An 18,718-nucleotide genomic window follows, 5' to 3' on the forward strand; every position below is an offset into this window, starting at 1 on the left:
AACTATGGCAGAAACAAAAAAAACAACTAGTAAAACAACAAAAAAACAAGCAACAAGTGAAAAAAATTCTGAGAATGTGTTCAATACAAAAGCTTATAAAAAAGAAGTTAATGCGTTAATCAAAGCTAGAAAGTCAGCTAAACAACTTCAATATGATGAGCTCTCTGATAAAATTGCCATTCCCTTTAAATTGGATGCAAGACAAATTGATGATTTAATTCAAAAAGTTGAAGATGCCGGTATCAGTATTGTCGATGAAAATGGCGATCCAAGTACACATGCCTTGAAAGCTCAAAAAATCAGTAAAAAAGAACTGGATGATACCAAGGCACCAGCAGGGGTTAAAATTAATGATCCTGTTCGGATGTATTTAAAAGAAATTGGCCGGGTGCCATTGCTGACTGCTAAGCAGGAAGTGGACCTTGCCTTACGGATTGAAAAGGGTGAGGAAAGTGCTAAACAAGAGTTGGCAGAAGCTAACCTCCGTTTGGTGGTTTCTATTGCAAAACGTTATGTTGGCCGTGGCATGCAATTTCTTGATTTGATTCAAGAGGGAAACATGGGGCTGATGAAAGCCGTTGAAAAATTCGATTACCGCAAAGGATTCAAGTTCTCAACATATGCGACTTGGTGGATCCGTCAAGCCATTACCCGTGCCATTGCAGACCAAGCGCGGACAATTCGAATTCCAGTCCACATGGTTGAAACAATTAACAAGTTAATCCGAATTCAACGTCAATTACTCCAAGATTTGGGGCGCGAACCTACCCCAGAGGAAATTGGGGCTGAAATGGATATGCCAACCGAAAAAGTTCGTGAAATCTTAAAAATTGCTCAAGAGCCAGTTTCTTTAGAAACTCCAATCGGTGAGGAGGACGATTCGCATCTGGGTGACTTTATCGAAGACCAGGACGCAACCAGCCCTGCTGATCATGCCGCCTATGAACTCCTCAAAGAACAATTGGAAGGTGTTTTAGACACGTTAACAGATCGTGAAGAGAACGTCTTAAGGTTGCGGTTTGGCCTAGATGACGGGCGTACACGGACCTTGGAAGAAGTTGGTAAAGTCTTCGGCGTGACTCGTGAACGAATCCGTCAGATTGAAGCCAAGGCGTTACGTAAATTACGCCATCCATCTCGTTCAAAACAGTTAAAAGATTTTTTGGAATAATTAGTATCTAACGAAAGAGGATCTAAAGTAAAGTACGCCCTTTACTTTAAATCCTTTTTTGTTTTAAAAAAAAGTGACTAGGAAAGAGAAAACTAACGGTAATGTGTTATCAAATTCTAAAAAGAGTGTTTTTGAGTATGTATTTTGCCGTTGCAACCTTGCAAATGAATTTGATGGAATCGTCTTGCAAAAAAAGCAGCGACAAAAAAACTTCGACACTTTGGATGGCACTATCGAATTCGAAGAAGGAGTGGCATGCTTCACCCAGAATAAAAATCATTCACCAACCTTGAAAATTGGTGTGCGTGATATAATAAAAAATAAAAGTAAAATAAAAGGAAACTTTTTAATGAACGCAAATAATTTATCTAAACGTCTGCAACTTGTCGCTGATTCAGTTAGTCGTCATGCCCGGCTAGCAGATATCGGGTCTGATCATGCCTATTTACCAGTTTACTTAGCCCAAAATCACATAATTGAATTTGCAATTGCGGGTGAAGTCGCTCAAGGACCCCATCAGAATGCGACCAACGAAATTACGAAAGCCGGTCTTGAAACTGTTATTTCTTCTCGTTTGGGGGATGGACTTGCGGTAATTCAAGCAAATGACCACATAAATACGGTTACGATTGCTGGTATGGGGGGCACTCTAATTGCCAATATTTTAGAAGCAGGTAAAGAAAAACTTGCAGGTGTCTCTCGCCTGATCCTCCAGCCAAATGTCGGTGAGGACCGGGTGCGCAGATGGCTAATGCAACACGACTATCGAATTACCGGAGAACAAATCTTAGCAGAGGACCGGCATATCTACGAAATCATTGTTGCAGATCGCACATCGCAACCCATCAGTTATACGGATGCACAATTATTGTTTGGTCCGCTGTTGCTTGAAAAACTCCCAAATTCAGTTTTTACCAAAAAATGGCAAGCTGAGTTACAGCGGGTGGAAAAGGCGATCAAGCAAATGAAACAAGCACAGCAGATTCCAGTAGAACATATTGCCGAATTGCAGCAAAAGTCTAAGTTGATTAAGAAGGTTTTACAAAATGAAAATTAATTCTTTTATTCAAGAATTTGAAAAATTTGCGCCGCGTGTCTTAGCAGAGCCCGGTGATCCCATTGGACTTCAAATTGGAGATTTAGAGTCTGATTTCACGCGGGTACTAGTCACTTTGGACGTCCGCCCAGAAGTTGTCGAAGAAGCCATCACTAAAAAGTGTGATCTCATTATTGCCCACCATCCTGCAGTTTTTCATGCCATTCATAGACTTGACCTGGCGGATCCACAAACGCAAATGTATGCGCAGTTAATTAAACATAACATCACCGTTTATGCGGCTCACTCCAATTTAGACGCAGCTCAAAATGGGATGAATGATTGGCTTGCTGACAAGATTGGTTTAACAAATGTTAAACGCTTGCTGGATGGCTATACCGATGACAACGGCCACACATTTGGAATGGGGCGCGTCGGAGATTTGCCAAACCGGATTAGTGTCATTGACCTTGCCGAAAAACTTAAGCGGACTTTTGATCTTAAGGGATTACGCTTTGTAAGTCAGGCACCAGAGAAGCAAATTTCGCGGGTTGCGGTCCTTGGCGGTGATGGTGGTAAGTTCTATAAACAGGCGCTCAAAAATGGAGCTGAGGTCTTTATCACGGGAGATATCTATTATCATACCGGTCATGATATGTTGGCGGCAGGACTTTCTGCAATCGATCCTGGACATAATGTTGAGAAAATTTGTGTTCCAAAGCTTGCTCGTTTGTTCCGTAGTTGGGAGCTTGTGCAGGACAATCAAATTCAGATAGTCGAATCACAGGTTAATACCGATCCATTTACGTTTATCTAAAATAGTTCACATAAGTTATACCGATTGGGGGAATCGTTTTGAATCCAGATTCATTTACCAATGCTGCACAAGAAGCACTAGCGGAAGCGCAAAAAATTGCAATTAACCGGAAGCACCAAGTGATCGGGGTTCCAGAACTCTTTAAATTTTTAGGCCAACCCGATCAGATGGCTGGCATTCTCCTGGATGAATTAGGAATTGAAAACCAGCGGCTGCAAACTGAGTTAGATCGTGAGCTGGATGAAATTTCCGTGGTCGAAGGGGAAAACGTCCAGTATGGTCAAAATTTGAGCAGTTCGTTGTTTAATTTATTTCAAGCGGCCGAACGGATTCGAAAGCAACTAGAAGATGATTACATTGCTACTGAAGTGCTGGTACAGGCGCTCTTAGAAATAGAGGATCCTTTGGCTACCTACCTAAAAAAACAAGGGGTTACGAGTCAGGCTATTGCCAAAAAAATCAAAGATATGAGAGGTGGGGAACGCGTGACTTCTAAAGATCAAGAAACGCAGTATAAAGCATTGGAAAAATATGGTGTTGATATGGTCAAACTCGTTCACGAAGGTCACCAGGATCCGATTATTGGGCGTGATGAAGAGATTATGGACGTCATTCGCATTCTTTCTCGTAAAACCAAAAACAATCCGGTTTTAATTGGCGAACCGGGTGTGGGTAAAACTGCCATTGTTGAAGGACTTGCCCAGCGGATTGCGCGTAAAGACGTTCCTGATAATTTAAAGGATAAAACGATCTTCTCGTTGGATATGGGGGCTTTGATTGCTGGTGCCAAGTACCGAGGTGAATTTGAGGAACGGTTAAAAGCGGTCTTGAAGGCAGTAAAGAAGGCTGACGGTCAAATCATTTTATTTATTGATGAAATTCATAACATTGTTGGCGCAGGGAAAACTGAAGGCAGCATGGATGCCGGTAACTTGTTGAAACCAATGCTGGCTCGAGGCGAATTGCACTTAATTGGCGCAACGACGTTAGACGAGTATCGTGAATATATGGAAAAGGATAAAGCCTTAGAACGCCGCTTTCAACGGGTTATGGTAAAAGAACCTTCTGTGCAAGATACAATTAGCATTTTACGTGGGTTGAAAGAAAGTTTTGAAATTCATCATGGCGTTAAGATTCATGATAATGCAATCGTAGCGGCTGCCAATTTGTCTAATCGCTACATCACCGATCGTTTTCTTCCTGATAAAGCAATTGATCTCATTGATGAAGCCTCGGCTACTATTCGTGTGGAGATGAATTCAAGCCCGACTGAATTAGATCAGACGAATCGCCAATTAATGCGAATGGAAGTTGAAGAAACAGCTTTAAAAAACGAAACGGATGAAGCTTCGAAAAAACGCTTGGCGGAGCTCAAAATTGAGTTGGCAGATACAAAAGAAAAAAAGAACCATCTGCAAAAGCAATGGGAATCTGAAAAACAAGCTATCCAGGTCGTCAATCAGAAACGATCCGAACTTGATAATGCTAAACACAAACTGGAAGAAGCAGAAAATAGTTATGATCTTGAACAAGCGGCTAAACTCCAACATGGGGTGATTCCACAGTTAGAGCAAGAGCTACGTGACTTGCAGCAAAAAGAACAGCAAGGATCTGATCAATGGTTAGTCGAACAATCAGTCACCGAAGCTGAAATTGCGGATGTCGTCAGCAAAATGACAGGCATTCCGGTCAACAAATTGGTAAAGGGCGAACGCGAAAAACTCTTGCATTTGGCCGATAGCCTGCATGAACGGGTTGTGGGTCAGGATGAAGCGGTAAATGCTGTTTCGAATGCCGTTCTACGTTCGCGTGCGGGACTGCAGGATCCCAATCGACCTTTGGGTTCGTTTATGTTTTTGGGACCGACAGGAGTGGGGAAAACTGAGCTTGCCAAAGCGTTAGCCGAAAATTTATTTGATTCGGAACAGCAGATGGTGCGAATCGATATGTCGGAATATATGGAAAAAGAATCGGTTTCTCGTTTAGTTGGTGCAGCTCCAGGTTATGTCGGCTATGAAGAAGGTGGCCAATTAACCGAAGCTGTGCGGCGTAATCCTTATACCATTGTGTTATTTGATGAAATTGAAAAAGCACATCCTGATGTGTTTAATATTCTTCTCCAAGTGTTAGACGACGGTCGTCTAACAGATGGACAGGGGCGAACAGTTGATTTTAAAAATACAATTCTGATCATGACCTCTAACCTTGGCTCCGAATTACTGCTACACGGTGTAGATGACCAGGGAGTTATTTCTGAACAGACAAAGCAAGCAGTTTTGCAGTTAACCCAAACAAAGTTTAAACCGGAGTTTTTAAATCGGATCGATGATATTATCATGTTCACACCACTAAACCTGCAAGCAATCGAAAAGATCGTTGCCAAAATGATTGCGCAACTTTCCGCACGGTTAGCTGATCAAGAAATTAAGTTGGAAATTTCAGATGCTGCTAAAGAGTGGCTAGCTAAAGAGGGGTACGATCCGGCCTATGGCGCACGACCATTGCGCCGTTACATTTCTAATATGGTGGAAACACCTTTAGCTAGAGAAATCATTTCACAACGAATCAGGTCACACACAACAGTAAAAATTGACCTTGTTTCTGATCACCTTGTTTTTCAAAACATTTCAGATTCTCAAAAATAAGTCTACACAAAAAGGCGCAGAATAAAATCTGCGCCTTTTTACTCAATTAATTTGGCCGACCCATTTTTATTTCACGGAGTCCGACTTGGAAAGAAGATTAATCCCGTTCGAGGTGATTAAAGCTGCCAAGGCAGCCACAATCCCAATTGTTAACGGTTTGTAGGTCATTACTTCTAAGGCACCGCCAATGGCACCAATAACTTCACCAAAAATGAAGGACCAGAAAATAATTACGATTTGTTTCACAACAAGACACCTCTCAATCAAAAATAGTTTAGCACAATTTATGTAAAAATCAACTAATCCCAAGTTTGTGACGTTCATTCTGCAGGATAGTTTTGTATAATAAAGATAATGAGAATAAAGACGAGGAGGTGCTAAAAATGAGTTTTGTCCCACTGCAAGTGGCAAGCAGTTTCAGTTTGCTGCAGAGCACAACGCGCATTGATGCTCTGGTCAATACAGCTAAACAACGTGGCTATCAAGCGTTAGCGCTGACGGATACAAACGTAATGTATGGCATAGTTGATTTCTATAATGCCTGTCAAAAAGCAGGAATCAAACCGATCTTGGGGTTAAAACTTGAATTATTTGGCGGAATTGATTCAGCTAACCATTTTCCCATTCTTTTGTTTGCCAAGGATCGTACTGGCTATCAACACCTTATGAAAATTAGCACCAAGAAGAATACCCAAGCGACAGATGAGGACCTGTTTTATCAGCACATTCAAACTTACCTTTCTCACCTATTCCTTGTTTTCCCGGCTAAGAATTCTGAAGTGGTTACATTAATTGAACGTGGTGATGGCAAGGATGCCGAGCAGTTGGTCATGAAGGTCAAAGCACTAGCAGATGAAAACAGCGTCTTTTTAGGCGTTAATATGCAGCAATCGGAAGTGCTACGTAATACATTGCAACAACTAGCAGGTACCACCCGGACGCACACAATGGCACTTCCAGAAGTAAATTATGTTGACGCAACGGACCATTTTGCAACGCAGGTTTTACGGGCAATTGATAAGGGTGAGGTCATTCGTAACCCAGAGCAATTTGAAAATTATCAAGGAGAAAACTGGTTACGACCTCGAAAAGACTACGAATCGCTTTATCAACAACACCAGTTAGAAACGGCTGTTCAAAATACAGAATGGTTAGCACAACATTGTCAGGTAACGCTGGAGTTTAAAAAGCCTGAACCGCCAAGTTTCCCGGTTCCTAGCGGCCTAGGTTCTAAAACTTATCTCGAGCAGTTAACTAGGCATGGCTTAGAACAACGCTTAGCTCATAAAAGTGGAGACCTCACAGATTACCAAAAACGATTGAATCGTGAGTTATCTGTCATTGACAAAATGGGGTTTAATGATTATTTCTTAATCGTTTGGGATGTGATGAATTTTGCACACCAACACAATATTACAACCGGACCAGGTCGGGGGTCTGCGGCCGGTTCTTTAGTTGCCTATAGTTTAAAAATCACGGATGTGGATCCACTGCAGTACGGCTTGCTTTTTGAACGTTTCTTGAATCCAGAACGTTCACAAATGCCTGATATTGATCTAGATATCCCCGATAACAAGCGTGACGAAATTTTAGCGTACGTGCATGATAAATATGGGCATTCACATGTTTCACAAATCATCACCTTTGGAACTTTGGCCGCCAAGCAGGCATTGCGAGATGTTGGCCGCGTTTTTGGACTCGTACCTTATGAAATTAATCAACTCAGCAAACTCGTTCCAAATGTATTGAAGATATCGTTAGATGCTGCCGTCGCCCAATCACAGAAACTGAAAAATTGGATTTCTGATAGCTCTAAAAACAGATTGCTTTATGCAGTTGCTCGACAAATTGAAGGGTTGCCCCGACATTATTCGACACATGCAGCAGGCGTTGTTTTAAGTGCCCAAAACTTAAGTGATGTGGTCCCGCTCCAAACAGGGAGTGATGAACTTTTATTAACACAGTATCCTAAAGATACCGTGGAAGCTTTGGGACTTTTGAAAATGGACTTTTTAGGATTACGTAATCTTAGTATTATGGCTAATGCAATCCAAATTATTGTCAAAACAACTAATCCACAGTTTTCGATCACCACTGTTGACCTCAAAGATAAAGCCACTTTGCAATTGTTTCAAAAGGCAGATACCACGGGGGTTTTTCAATTTGAGTCTAGTGGTATCCGGCGCGTTTTACGACAACTGCATCCAGAAACTTTTGAGCTTGTAGCAGCAGTTGATGCGCTATATCGTCCGGGACCAATGGAAAACATCGATACGTTTATCAAAAGAAAAAATGGAATCGAACCAGTCACTTATCCAGATAAAAGTTTGGTTCCGATTTTAAAAGATACTTTTGGTATTTTGGTTTACCAAGAACAGGTTATGCAAGTGGCATCCGTTATGGGCGGTTTCTCCTTGGGTGAAGCCGATTTACTGCGGCGAGCCATGAGTAAGAAAAAGCGTGCCGTTATCGATGAGATGAAGGCAAAATTCGTTGCCGGTGCGGTTGGAAAAGGTTACGCTCAAGAAACTGCCATTCAGGTCTATGACTATATTGAGCGTTTTGCAAATTATGGATTTAACAAGTCACACGCAATCGCTTATACCAAAATGGCGTTTGAACTTGCTTACCTAAAAGCTCATTATCCGGGGGCCTTTTTTGCGGCATTGCTGAATTCTGTTCTTAACAATTCAAGCAAAATCAAGCTTTACTTGTCAGAGGCTAAACAACATGGGGTACAGGTTAGCGCGCCTAATATAAATTTGAGCGAGTCCAGTTTTATTTTGAAAAAAAATCACCTTCTTTTTGGACTTTCGTGTATCAAAGGTGTGCGGCGTGACTTTGTTCAGGATATTCTGACGGAACGGCGCAAAAATGGAAAATTCAGTGATTTACAGGCCTTTTTACAACGAATCCCTAGCAAATGGCTCAAAAAAGACCTCATGGAAGCTTTAATTTATGCGGGGGCTTTTGATACCTTTGGCTATAACCGCGCTGAGCTTCTGCAAAGCCTTCCGGAACTTTTGGATGGCGTGGCTCTGAGCGGAAGCAGCATGAGTTTGTTTGAAAAGCTAACACCTAAAATCAGTAAACTACCCGATCTCACACTTGAAGAGAAGCTACAAAAGGAAAATGAGTTTTTAGGAGCTTATCTTTCTGGGCATCCAGTAGAACAATTTGATCACATCAGAAGCGAGCTGGCTTTGACTGATGTTTTGAATTTGCAGGAGGGCCAAAATGTGTCCTGTTTGCTTTATATAACCAAAGTTCGTGTCATTCGAACCAAACGTGGGGAACAAATGGCTTTTTTAACCGGTAGTGATTTAACAGGTGAAATCGATATCACGGTCTTTCCGAGTCAATACAAAACAATGGCTGAGAGTCTACAAAAGGGAAAAGTTGTGGTGGTTCGCGGCAAAATAGAGGAACGTAACGGTCTGCAGTTGCTGGCTAATCAAATTCAATTGGCAGAACAGTTCAAAAGTCAGGTGAATCCGCGTTCTAACGTGCGTTGGGTTCTCAGAATTAGTCAAAACACTCCTGAAATACGGAAAAAACTGTTGCATATTTTACGCAGCCATCCAGGAAATATTCCTGTTCTGTTATTTTATCCGCAAACGGATAAAAAAGTTTTATTAGAAAAGCCATACTGGCTAGCAAATGATGAAGAAATAACTTCAGCGCTTACAAACCTGTTGGGAAGCGGAAATGTTGTTTTGCAAACAGTCAAAAATACCGGTATCTAGGGATTTGTTCGCAATGTTTTTCAAGAAGAATACAGACATTCAATTTTAAAAGTGGTAAAATTACAAATGAAGTTTATAAAACTCAATAATTATTTACTTGAGGTGAAGAAATGAAACGTATTGGTATTTTGACCAGTGGCGGTGATGCACCAGCTATGAATGCTGCTATTCGTGCCGTTGCACGTAAAGCAATTAGTGCTGGGCTTGAAGCTTACGGAATTAACTATGGATTTGCAGGCTTAGTTGCCGGCGATATTCATAAGTTTGCCGCTGCTGATTTGGACGACTCGATTGATGAAGGGGGTACACTTTTGTACTCAGCCCGCTATCCTGAGTTTGCCCAAGTGGAAGGACAGTTAAAGGGTATCGAACAACTTAAAAAATTCGGTATCGATGCTTTAGTTGTAATTGGCGGTGATGGTTCTTATCATGGTGCCCTGAGACTTACCGAACATGGCTACAACACGATCGGTTTGCCAGGAACAATTGATAATGATATTCCGTACACAGATTTCACAATTGGTTTTGATACAGCTTTGAATACTGCTGTGGATGCCATTGATAAAATCCGTGACACGGCCAAAAGTCATCAACGTGTTTTTGCTGTTCAGGTCATGGGACGTGAAGCAGCGGATATTGCACTTTGGGCTGGTGTAGCTACGGGGGCAGATGCTATTATTGCGCCCGGCCACGATTATGATGTGAAGGCAATTGCTGAAAAGCTCAAACGCAATCGTGTAGACGGCAAGGATTACGGAATTGTTGTCATTGCTGAAGGCGACGCTAACTCAGATGCAGCACCTGAATTCTTGGAAAAACTCAAAGAATACGGTGATTTTGATGCACGTGCTGTTGTTCTTGGTCATGTTCAACGTGGTGGCCGACCAACTGCACGCGATCGCGTCTTGGCTAGCAAAATGGGTGCCTATGCGGTTGACCTTTTGCTAGAAGGTAAAGGTGGCTTAGCGGTTGGAATTTTGGACAACAAAGTTCAAGCACACGATATTACTGATCTGTTCAATGCTAAGCATCAACCTGATTCTTCGCTTTATGATTTAAACGAAGATCTTTCATTTAAGTAACCGAACAAGTTTCAAATTCTGGTAAAAACGACATTAAAGTCTTTTTATAAACTAATCAAGGGAGAGATATAGTTATGAAGAAAACCAAGATTGTTTCGACACTTGGTCCTGCAAGTACATCAGTAGATACAATTGTTAAATTGATCGAAGCTGGTGCAAATATTTTCCGTTTCAACTTTTCACATGGTGATCACGCAGAACATTTAGACCGCTACAACAAAGTTATGGAAGCAGAAAAGATTACTGGAAAAACTGTTGGTATCTTGTTAGATACAAAGGGTGCTGAAATCCGGACAACAGTTCAAAAAGATGGTAATCAAGAATATCATACTGGCGACAAAGCACGCATCTCCATGGATGCCTCTTTAGAGACAACCAAAGATAAGATTGCTGTTACTTACCCAGGACTATATGATGATGTTCATGTCGGTGGCCATGTGTTGTTTGACGATGGTTTACTTGACTTTAAGATCGATGAAAAAGATGAAGAAAACAAAGAATTAGTTGTTCATGCACTGAACAATGGTGTTCTTGGTTCACGTAAAGGTACAAATGCTCCTGGCGTTTCAATCAACTTGCCTGGAATTACTGAAAAGGATTCTAGCGACATTCGTTTTGGTTGTGACAACATGAACATCAATTTCATTGCTGCAAGTTTCGTCCGTAAACCTCAAGACGTTTTAGATATTCGTCAACTTTTGGAAGAAAAGAACATGACAGATGTTCAAATCTTCCCTAAGATCGAATCACAAGAAGGTATCGATAACGCTGATGAAATCTTGAAAGTTTCCGACGGTTTAATGATTGCTCGTGGTGACATGGGTGTTGAAATTCCAGCAGAAAATGTTCCTTTGGTTCAAAAATCATTAATCAAGAAGTGTAATGCACTTGGTATGCCTGTTATTACAGCTACACAAATGTTAGATTCAATGATCGAAAACCCACGTCCTACACGTGCTGAAGCTTCTGACGTTGCTAACGCAGTTTGGGATGGTACGGATGCAACTATGCTTTCTGGTGAAAGTGCTAATGGTTCATACCCTGTTGAAGCTGTTGCAACAATGGCTAAGATTGACGAAAAAGCTGAAAACGCAATGGCAGAAGACGGAAATCTGCAAATCAACAAATTCGATCAAAGCGATGTTACAGAAACAATTGGTGCTGCTGTAGCACGTGCTGCTAAGAATTTGGGCGTTAAAACAATTGTGGCCGCAACAGAATCTGGCTACACAGCTAAAATGATTTCTAAATATCGTCCAAACGCTGATATTTTAGCAATCACATTTGACGAACGTACACGTCGCGGCTTGACTGTTGAATGGGGCGTTCATCCAATCGTTACAGACAAACCATCAACAACTGATGACATGTTTGATTTAGCTGCTAACAAAGCTGTTGATTTAGGCTTTGCTAAGGAAGGTGACTTGATTCTTATCACTGCTGGTGTTCCAGTTGGCGAACGCGGCACAACCAATATGATGAAACTTCAATTGATTGGTTCTAAGTTGGCAACTGGCCAAGGTGTTGGTGATGAAACAGTTATTGGTAAGGCTGTTATCGCAACTTCTGCAAAAGAAGCAAATGACAAAGCGGTTGAAGGCGGTATTCTTGTAACAAAGACTACTGACAAAGACTACTTACCAGCAATTGAAAAATCAAGTGCTCTGGTTGTTGAAAACGGCGGATTAACATCACACGCTGCAGTTGTTGGAATTTCAATGGGAATTCCTGTTATCGTTGGTGTTCAAAACGCAACTTCAATTCTTTCAGATGATGAATTGATTACGGTTGATTCACGTCGTGGTGTGATTTACCACGGTGCTTCAAACGCTATCTAAAGTTAATCATTCATAAAATTGGGTCTCTGTCAAATTGTATTGGTGGAGATTTTTGAAAAGCATGTTCACTTCGGTGAATGTGCTTTTTTTGTTTACGCATAAATTAAACTGATACGAATGAAAAAGTTATGAATATTTTGAAAACCAAAACAGCTACGCTTTAACACCTTAATTTTACGATTTAGTCCTTCAATAGGACCGTTGGAATACGGATAACGACAACTATTGAGAACAGCAGGACCATTCTTTATTAAAGTTGAGATAGTAATATCCATTTGGTTGCCAGCCGCCTTGTAGTTGGCAATCAAGGTTTTAAATCCAACCGCATCTTTTTGTTGAATGGCTGTTAGAATTCCTTGATAGGTTTGATACACAGTTTTAAATTCTGGAAATTCATCTAAGGCTAGGTCAATGGCGTTCTGTTGGGTCATGTATTCGTTGATACCGTGTAAATAGATAAGTTTAGTATCATTGACCTTTTCTTCTGCCAAATGGAACAAACGCCATTGAGATTTTAGAATGCGATAAACTCGGGAATGCTTATCTTGAAAAGTATGGATCACACGTGTACGTTCGTTATCCAGTGCCCGACCGGCAAGTTGAATAATGTGGAAACGGTCAATGATGGTTATTGCCTTAGGAAATAACCGATGAATAAAGCCAGCATACTCAGCATTCATATCAACGGTGATTGTTTGAACTTTCATACGTTCTTGAACTGAATAGCGAGCTTCAAAGTAATCAATGATATCCTTACTAAGGCGATCCTTAAGAATCACAATGCGGCGATGACTAACGGCATCGCAACAGTTAAAGGACATTAGATGATTACAGGAACGGAATTCATCAAAACAAAGATTTTGGGGGAGTGTTTTAACACGATAAGCTAAGTGAATATTCGCATTTAAAATGCGTTGAACACTACTTGGTGAAATCCCACAAATCTTAGCGATTTCTTTACTGGTCAGCATATCCCGAGCCAGAACAATTACTTGATGTTTCACATTATGCGTAAAAGTTTCATTACGTTTAACGAGGTTAGTTTGAGCACCACAGGTTTTTAAACACCGTTTACATTGATATCTTTGTCGTTTTAGCTGCATCTCATAACGTCCACCTGATAAGGTTCCCAATCTTAGATGGCCAATGTGAGTTCCATTTTTGATTAGAGATTTATGGCCACAATGAGGACATTTTAAAAGTTGATAGGAAAGGATAGCGTGAACGACATGAACGTGTTGCCCATTGGGATAATGTTCCTTAGTAATCTCAGTTACAGTTAAATTAGGGTCTGTTATTTCGAATAGGCTTAGGATAGAATTAGTTAGGGACATTTGTTTTTCCTCTTTTCGATTTTATTAGGCGATTAAATCGTAACACAAAGAGGGCAAATGTCCTTTTTTTTTTCAAAATAAAAACTGGTATCAGTTATTCACCAATACCAGAAAGTGTAGACCCATAAAATTTTCAGTTTAAAAGGCCGCTGTCTCAGTAAACAGCGGTTTTTTTAATACATAAGCACCACGCTAAATTTCACTACTTACGAACAAAATGTCGTCAGGGTGAACACTCAGAAATGATAGAAAGGATGTTTTTAATGGAAAGTTGGCTCTTTTTAATAGCGATTTTCTTAATTGCTATTTTAGGAAAAAATCAGTCACTCATTATTGCCACGGCAGTAGTCTTACTCATTATGCTGATCCCTAATTCTCAAAAAATATTAGCTCTTGTTGAAAAACAAGGCATAAACTGGGGGGTCACGATTATTTCTATCGCCATTTTAATTCCGATTGCAACTGGCCGCATTGGTTTTCAAGATTTACTAAATTCATTTAAATCGCCAATTGGGTGGATTGCGGTCTTTTGTGGTATATTAGTATCGATTCTTTCCGCGCGCGGCGTTGGTTTTTTAGCCGTTTCTCCAGAAGTGACCGTTGCCTTAGTGTTTGGCACCATTTTGGGTGTGGTTTTCTTAAGAGGCGTGGCGGCTGGTCCGATTATCGCTTCCGGGATTGCGTTTTGCATTTTACAATTACTGAACGTCAAAATTTAAGGAGTTACTATGAACAATTTACTTGGAAAAATTATTGACACAAAAATGACCGATGAAAATGAACATTACTATTTTCTGCAAGCCGAGGGGGTAGTTTTTCAACTTGATAAAAAAGAAGCCGTCAAGCCATTGCACATCGGGGGACACTTTCAAGGGTTTGCTTATGAAAATGAGGATCACAAATTACAAATCACTTCCGTGGTGCCTAAAATTCAAGTAGGCAGGATGGGATTTGGAACTGTCGTCCAAAGTCGACGTGATCTGGGTGTATTCGTGGACATTGGTTTGGCAAATAAGGATATGGTTGTTTCTTTGGATGAATTGCCAAGTATCAAAAGTCTTTGGCCACAAAAGGGTGATCGTTTACTTATTAGTTTGCGCATCGACCAGAAAAACCGCATGTGGGGAACTTTAGCTGATGAAGAGGTTTTTCATGAAATTTCTCAAAAAGCCCCCCAAACAATGAAGAACAAGAATCTTCAAGCAACCGTTTATCGGCTAAAATTGGCGGGAACTTTGGTCATCACGGATGACTACTACTTGGGATTCATTCATCCCAGTGAACGTGACCAAGAACCCCGTTTAGGCCAAGTGGTTTCAGCACGGGTTATCGGTATTCACCCTGATGGCACCCTGAATTTATCTCTAAAACCACGGAGCTATGAGGCAATTGGTGATGATGCTGCGATGCTTCTCGCTTTATTACAGCATAGTGATTCACATGTCCTTCCATTTACAGATAAAAGTAGCCCAGAAGCTATTAAAAACGAATTTGGTATTAGTAAAGGTCAATTTAAACGTGCGGTAGGTCATTTACTGAAGGCCGGCGTTGTTGTCCAAGAAGATGGCCTTTTAAAGTTAAAAGAAGAGTAGTGAGAACATGCGCAACGAGCTTGAAGATTATTTGCACGCTTTGGTAGTGGAACGTGGCCTTGCCCACAATACAATTCTTTCCTACCAGCAGGAATTAAACGAATTTCTGACATTTTTAGAATCTATCGAGATAAAGGACTTCACCCAAGTTGATCGCTATACAATTCTAAATTATTTAAAACACTGTGATGAAGCTCATAAATCACGTAACACAATCATTCACACCGTCACGAGTCTGCGCCAATTTTTCGCGTTTCTGCTTAGTCAGGGTAAAATTACGGTTGACCCAATGTTGAAAATTGATACGCCCAAATCGGCACATCACTTACCTTCAGTATTAAGTAGCCAGGAAATTGAAACCTTATTGGGCGTGCCAGATACGCATAAAAAATTAGGGATTCGTGATCGGGCATTACTCGAAGTGATGTACGCAACAGGGCTGCGGGTGAGTGAGGCGGCTACACTAAAATTGGATGATTTGCGACTCGAAATGGGGCTAATTTCCACTGTCGGTAAGGGAAACAAACAGCGAATTATTCCGATTGGTGACGTTGCAATTAAGTGGTTAGGTACGTACTTAACTGGTGCCCGCCAGGAGTTGTTAAAAGGTAGGGAGAGCCCCTATGTTTTTTTAAATAATCATGGTCATCCCTTAACTCGTCAGGGAATCTGGAAAAATTTAAAGAAAATGGTGCAACAGGCAGGAATCAAAAAAGATGTGACGCCTCACACTTTGCGTCATTCTTTTGCCACAACCTTATTAGAAAATGGCGCCGACTTAAGAACCGTGCAAGAGTTGTTAGGACATGCAGATATTTCGACGACTCAGATCTATACCCATGTTACAAAGAAACATTTGACTGAAGTGTATAACAAATATCATCCACGCGCCTAGCCAAAATTGTCGCTCTGTTTAAAATATGGTAAAGTGATTAATAATGTTTATTATTTTGAATTGAACAGACCTTTAGGAGGCTGAGTTCAACTTGTTAGTGAAATACAGAGATTCATTTCAAAAAATTGTCATGGGGTTATTATCGTTTATCCCTGGTTTAAAAGATATTGATCGGATTAATCATGAGCTGGACTGGTATGCAGCCAGTGAAGACCGCATTTTGTATCTGCAAAAGAATCAAGAGGGAGATTTTATCGGACTGGTTGGTGTTGAAAAACAGGACCAGTATTTGATGATCCATCATCTTGCCTTTATCCCGCAACAGCAAACGCCCGAGCATGAAAATGAGATTTTGGAATTCTTGAATAACGAATATCCGAATTTGCAAATGATGGGTACTCTTGACACAACACCAATCTTAGCAAAGTGGGAAAAACGCAAAAATGAACCAGATAAATAAAAAGGATCGCTTGGACCAACTACCAGATGTTAAAATTAATGATTTTGAGGGCCCCCTTGACCTTCTCCTTCACTTAATTAAAGACGCTGAAATGGACATCTATGACATCCAAATTTCAAAAATTACTTCGCAATATTTAGCGTATTTACATGTGAGTCAAGAATTAAAACTGGACATTGCGGGCGAATATCTCGTTATGGCCGCTACTTTAATGCGGATCAAAAGTAAGATGTTATTGCCAACCGAATTTAGCCCTGAAACTGAAGGCGATGAGAATGATGATCCGCGCACAGATTTAGTTAATCAATTAATCGAATATCAGAAATTCCAACAGGCTGCACGGCAGTTAAAGGTCCAAGAAAATGAGCGTCAGGCTTATTATACCCGTGAAGAAGCTGCCGTTCCCAAAGGTATGCAGTTGGCACATTTAGCTCCTGGACTCACTATTGAGGCTTTGCAGCAGGCTTTTCAAAAAGTCCTCGTCAAACAGGAAAATGCCCAGCCAATTCATCGAACCGTCACCGAGGATCAGCTTTCCATTGGGGATCAGACCAAACTAATCAAAAAAATATTAGCTCACCACCCACAAGGAATTGCATTTGAAGAACTTTTTCAGCAAAATTATAGTATTCCTAAAGTTGTTGTGACGTTCATGGCAATGCTAGAATTGGTCAAGAAAAAGCAACTCACTTTTCAGCAAGAAAGCGAACTGGGGAGTATCAAATTATTTAATTTAGGTGATTAAAAGAATGGCAAGCAATATACAAAAAATCGAAGCTCTCCTTTTTGTTTGTGGAGAAGACGGCTTAAGTCTTGGTGACTTAGCAGAGATGACTGGGTTTATGAAACCCGCAGTTACCACGATGCTAGATCAACTCGCACATAAATATGAAGTGGATGGGGATTCTGCTTTGACTCTCATGAGTGCTGGTGGCATTTATAAACTGGCTACTAAACCAGATTTGGCTCCCACAATCAAACATTACTTTGACGCCCCGCAGCTGACCAAGCTATCACCAGCCTCACTAGAGGTCCTGGCAATTGTCGCGTACAAACAACCGGCAACGAGATTGACAATTGATGAAATTCGCGGCGTTCAAAGTGGCTCAATTCTTCAAAAATTGGTCATTCGCAACTTAATTCGTGAAGCGGGTCGGCTTGACGAACCTGGACGACCCATTCTTTATCGGACGACGGACTATTTTCTTGATTACTTTGGGTTAACCAGTCTTGAAGAACTGCCGAAACTACCGGAAATTCAGCCTGAGGAATCAGCCCAAACAGGTGACTTATACTTAGAACAGTTCAACGAAAAATTAAATGAGGGCGGGGAAGAATCAAAATGACAGTAGAACGATTACAAAAAGTTATGGCCGAAGCTGGTGTAGCTTCACGGCGCAAATCAGAAACACTTATCACAACTGGCCGTGTGAAAGTAAATGGCGAGGTTGTGAAAACTTTAGGTACCAAGGTGGATGAGACGGATGAAATTGAGGTTAACGGCGTTCCTTTGCAGCGCGAAAAGCTCGTATATCTGTTGTTTTATAAGCCTAGAGGCGTCATCTCGAGTGTGAGTGATGAAAAAAAACGAAAAACTGTCATGAGTTACTTTCCTGATGTTCGTCAGCGAATTTATCCGGTGGGCAGACTTGACTATGACACTTCTGGTATTTTATTAATGACTAATGATGGTCAATTAGCAAATCGGCTCACACACCCCAAATTTAAATTTGAAAAGACCTATGTCGCAAAAGTTGAGGGGATTCCTACAAACAAACAGTTAGAGGACTTGCGTCATGGAGTTAAAATAGACAAGAAACTGACTGCCCCGGCCAAAACTAAGATTTTAAGTAGTGATTTACAGAAGAAAACCGCTATTGTAGAAATTACAATTCATGAAGGTCGCAACCATCAAGTCAAAAAAATGTTTGAAAAGATTGGCCACCCGGTTAACAAGCTTAAACGGGAAAAATATGGTTTCTTGACCCTAGAGGGATTGCAATCCGGTGAATGGCGAGAACTCAGACCTAATGAAATTAACCGATTAAAAAGTGGTAGATAACTATGAATGAGGGAATGACGTTTTCTGATTTTATTGTCCA

16 protein-coding genes are annotated in these 18,718 nt (G+C 40.9%); 14 read left to right on the forward strand and 2 right to left on the reverse strand.

The features are described from left to right. Positions 1 to 4 precede the first annotated feature (4 nt). The 4 genes from rpoD (at position 5) to clpB (ending at position 5,669) form a co-directional block, all read left to right on the forward strand. Positions 5 to 1,171, forward strand: a complete 1,167-nt coding sequence (gene rpoD / locus ACLJJ6_RS04580; protein WP_412990247.1) for an RNA polymerase sigma factor RpoD — start codon at positions 5 to 7, stop codon at positions 1,169 to 1,171. Positions 1,172 to 1,520: 349 nt separating this feature from the next. Continuing rightward, the gene (locus ACLJJ6_RS04585) at positions 1,521 to 2,228 is read left to right on the forward strand and encodes a tRNA (adenine(22)-N(1))-methyltransferase (RefSeq protein WP_412990248.1); all 708 of its coding nucleotides are present in this window, start codon (positions 1,521 to 1,523) and stop codon (positions 2,226 to 2,228) included. Then, the gene (locus tag ACLJJ6_RS04590) at positions 2,218 to 3,024 is read left to right on the forward strand and encodes a Nif3-like dinuclear metal center hexameric protein (protein WP_412990249.1); all 807 of its coding nucleotides are present in this window, start codon (positions 2,218 to 2,220) and stop codon (positions 3,022 to 3,024) included. The genes ACLJJ6_RS04585 and ACLJJ6_RS04590 overlap by 11 nt, the downstream gene beginning before the upstream one ends. A gap of 38 nt (positions 3,025 to 3,062) precedes the next feature. Continuing rightward, positions 3,063 to 5,669, forward strand: coding sequence for an ATP-dependent chaperone ClpB (clpB, locus tag ACLJJ6_RS04595; RefSeq protein WP_412990250.1), 2,607 nt, complete (start codon positions 3,063 to 3,065; stop codon positions 5,667 to 5,669). A gap of 66 nt (positions 5,670 to 5,735) precedes the next feature. Here the strand turns inward: clpB and ACLJJ6_RS04600 are convergent, their stop codons facing one another. Further along, positions 5,736 to 5,915: a YjzD family protein gene (locus ACLJJ6_RS04600; protein WP_412990251.1), complete on the reverse strand. Its 180-nt coding sequence runs from the start codon at positions 5,913 to 5,915 to the stop codon at positions 5,736 to 5,738. A gap of 137 nt (positions 5,916 to 6,052) precedes the next feature. On the opposite strand from ACLJJ6_RS04600, the gene dnaE reads away from it, so the two are divergent. The 3 genes from dnaE (at position 6,053) to pyk (ending at position 12,335) form a co-directional block, all read left to right on the forward strand. After that, entirely contained in the window at positions 6,053 to 9,415 is a 3,363-nt protein-coding gene (dnaE, locus tag ACLJJ6_RS04605) for a DNA polymerase III subunit alpha (protein ID WP_412990252.1), read from the forward strand. Positions 9,416 to 9,525: 110 nt separating this feature from the next. Then, positions 9,526 to 10,497: a 6-phosphofructokinase gene (pfkA, locus tag ACLJJ6_RS04610; protein WP_412990253.1), complete on the forward strand. Its 972-nt coding sequence runs from the start codon at positions 9,526 to 9,528 to the stop codon at positions 10,495 to 10,497. A 74-nt stretch (positions 10,498 to 10,571) separates the two neighbouring features. Continuing rightward, a complete protein-coding gene (pyk, locus tag ACLJJ6_RS04615; RefSeq protein WP_412990254.1) occupies positions 10,572 to 12,335 on the forward strand; it encodes a pyruvate kinase in 1,764 nt (587 codons plus the stop codon). Between the two features lie 92 nt (positions 12,336 to 12,427). Here the strand turns inward: pyk and ACLJJ6_RS04620 are convergent, their stop codons facing one another. Next, a complete protein-coding gene (locus ACLJJ6_RS04620) occupies positions 12,428 to 13,669 on the reverse strand; it encodes an ISL3 family transposase (RefSeq protein ID WP_412988180.1) in 1,242 nt (413 codons plus the stop codon). 263 nt (positions 13,670 to 13,932) lie between these two features. Here ACLJJ6_RS04620 and ACLJJ6_RS04625 point away from each other — a divergent pair, with 263 nt between their 5' ends. The 7 genes from ACLJJ6_RS04625 (at position 13,933) to ACLJJ6_RS04655 (ending at position 18,678) form a co-directional block, all read left to right on the forward strand. Then, the gene (locus ACLJJ6_RS04625) at positions 13,933 to 14,388 is read left to right on the forward strand and encodes a DUF441 domain-containing protein (protein ID WP_412990255.1); all 456 of its coding nucleotides are present in this window, start codon (positions 13,933 to 13,935) and stop codon (positions 14,386 to 14,388) included. Between the two features lie 9 nt (positions 14,389 to 14,397). Next, complete coding sequence (locus ACLJJ6_RS04630) at positions 14,398 to 15,261, forward strand: S1 RNA-binding domain-containing protein (protein ID WP_412990256.1); 864 nt, start codon at positions 14,398 to 14,400, stop codon at positions 15,259 to 15,261. A gap of 7 nt (positions 15,262 to 15,268) precedes the next feature. Further along, positions 15,269 to 16,156 (forward strand): site-specific tyrosine recombinase XerD, encoded by an 888-nt coding sequence (gene xerD / locus ACLJJ6_RS04635; RefSeq protein WP_412990257.1) that lies wholly within the window; start codon positions 15,269 to 15,271, stop codon positions 16,154 to 16,156. A gap of 91 nt (positions 16,157 to 16,247) precedes the next feature. Beyond that, positions 16,248 to 16,616 carry an N-acetyltransferase gene (locus ACLJJ6_RS04640; protein ID WP_412990258.1) on the forward strand — a complete coding sequence of 123 codons (369 nt, stop codon included), beginning with the start codon at positions 16,248 to 16,250 and terminating at the stop codon, positions 16,614 to 16,616. Further along, positions 16,600 to 17,361 carry a segregation/condensation protein A gene (locus tag ACLJJ6_RS04645; RefSeq protein ID WP_412990259.1) on the forward strand — a complete coding sequence of 254 codons (762 nt, stop codon included), beginning with the start codon at positions 16,600 to 16,602 and terminating at the stop codon, positions 17,359 to 17,361. The genes ACLJJ6_RS04640 and ACLJJ6_RS04645 overlap by 17 nt, the downstream gene beginning before the upstream one ends. Before the next feature lie 4 nt (positions 17,362 to 17,365). Then, positions 17,366 to 17,962 (forward strand): SMC-Scp complex subunit ScpB, encoded by a 597-nt coding sequence (gene scpB, locus ACLJJ6_RS04650; RefSeq protein WP_412990260.1) that lies wholly within the window; start codon positions 17,366 to 17,368, stop codon positions 17,960 to 17,962. After that, entirely contained in the window at positions 17,959 to 18,678 is a 720-nt protein-coding gene (locus ACLJJ6_RS04655; protein ID WP_412990261.1) for a pseudouridine synthase, read from the forward strand. The genes scpB and ACLJJ6_RS04655 overlap by 4 nt, the downstream gene beginning before the upstream one ends. Positions 18,679 to 18,718: the final 40 nt, after the last annotated feature.

Origin of the sequence: Pediococcus siamensis (genome assembly GCF_047220215.1) — a bacterium.
Classification (GTDB): domain Bacteria; phylum Bacillota; class Bacilli; order Lactobacillales; family Lactobacillaceae; genus Pediococcus; species Pediococcus siamensis.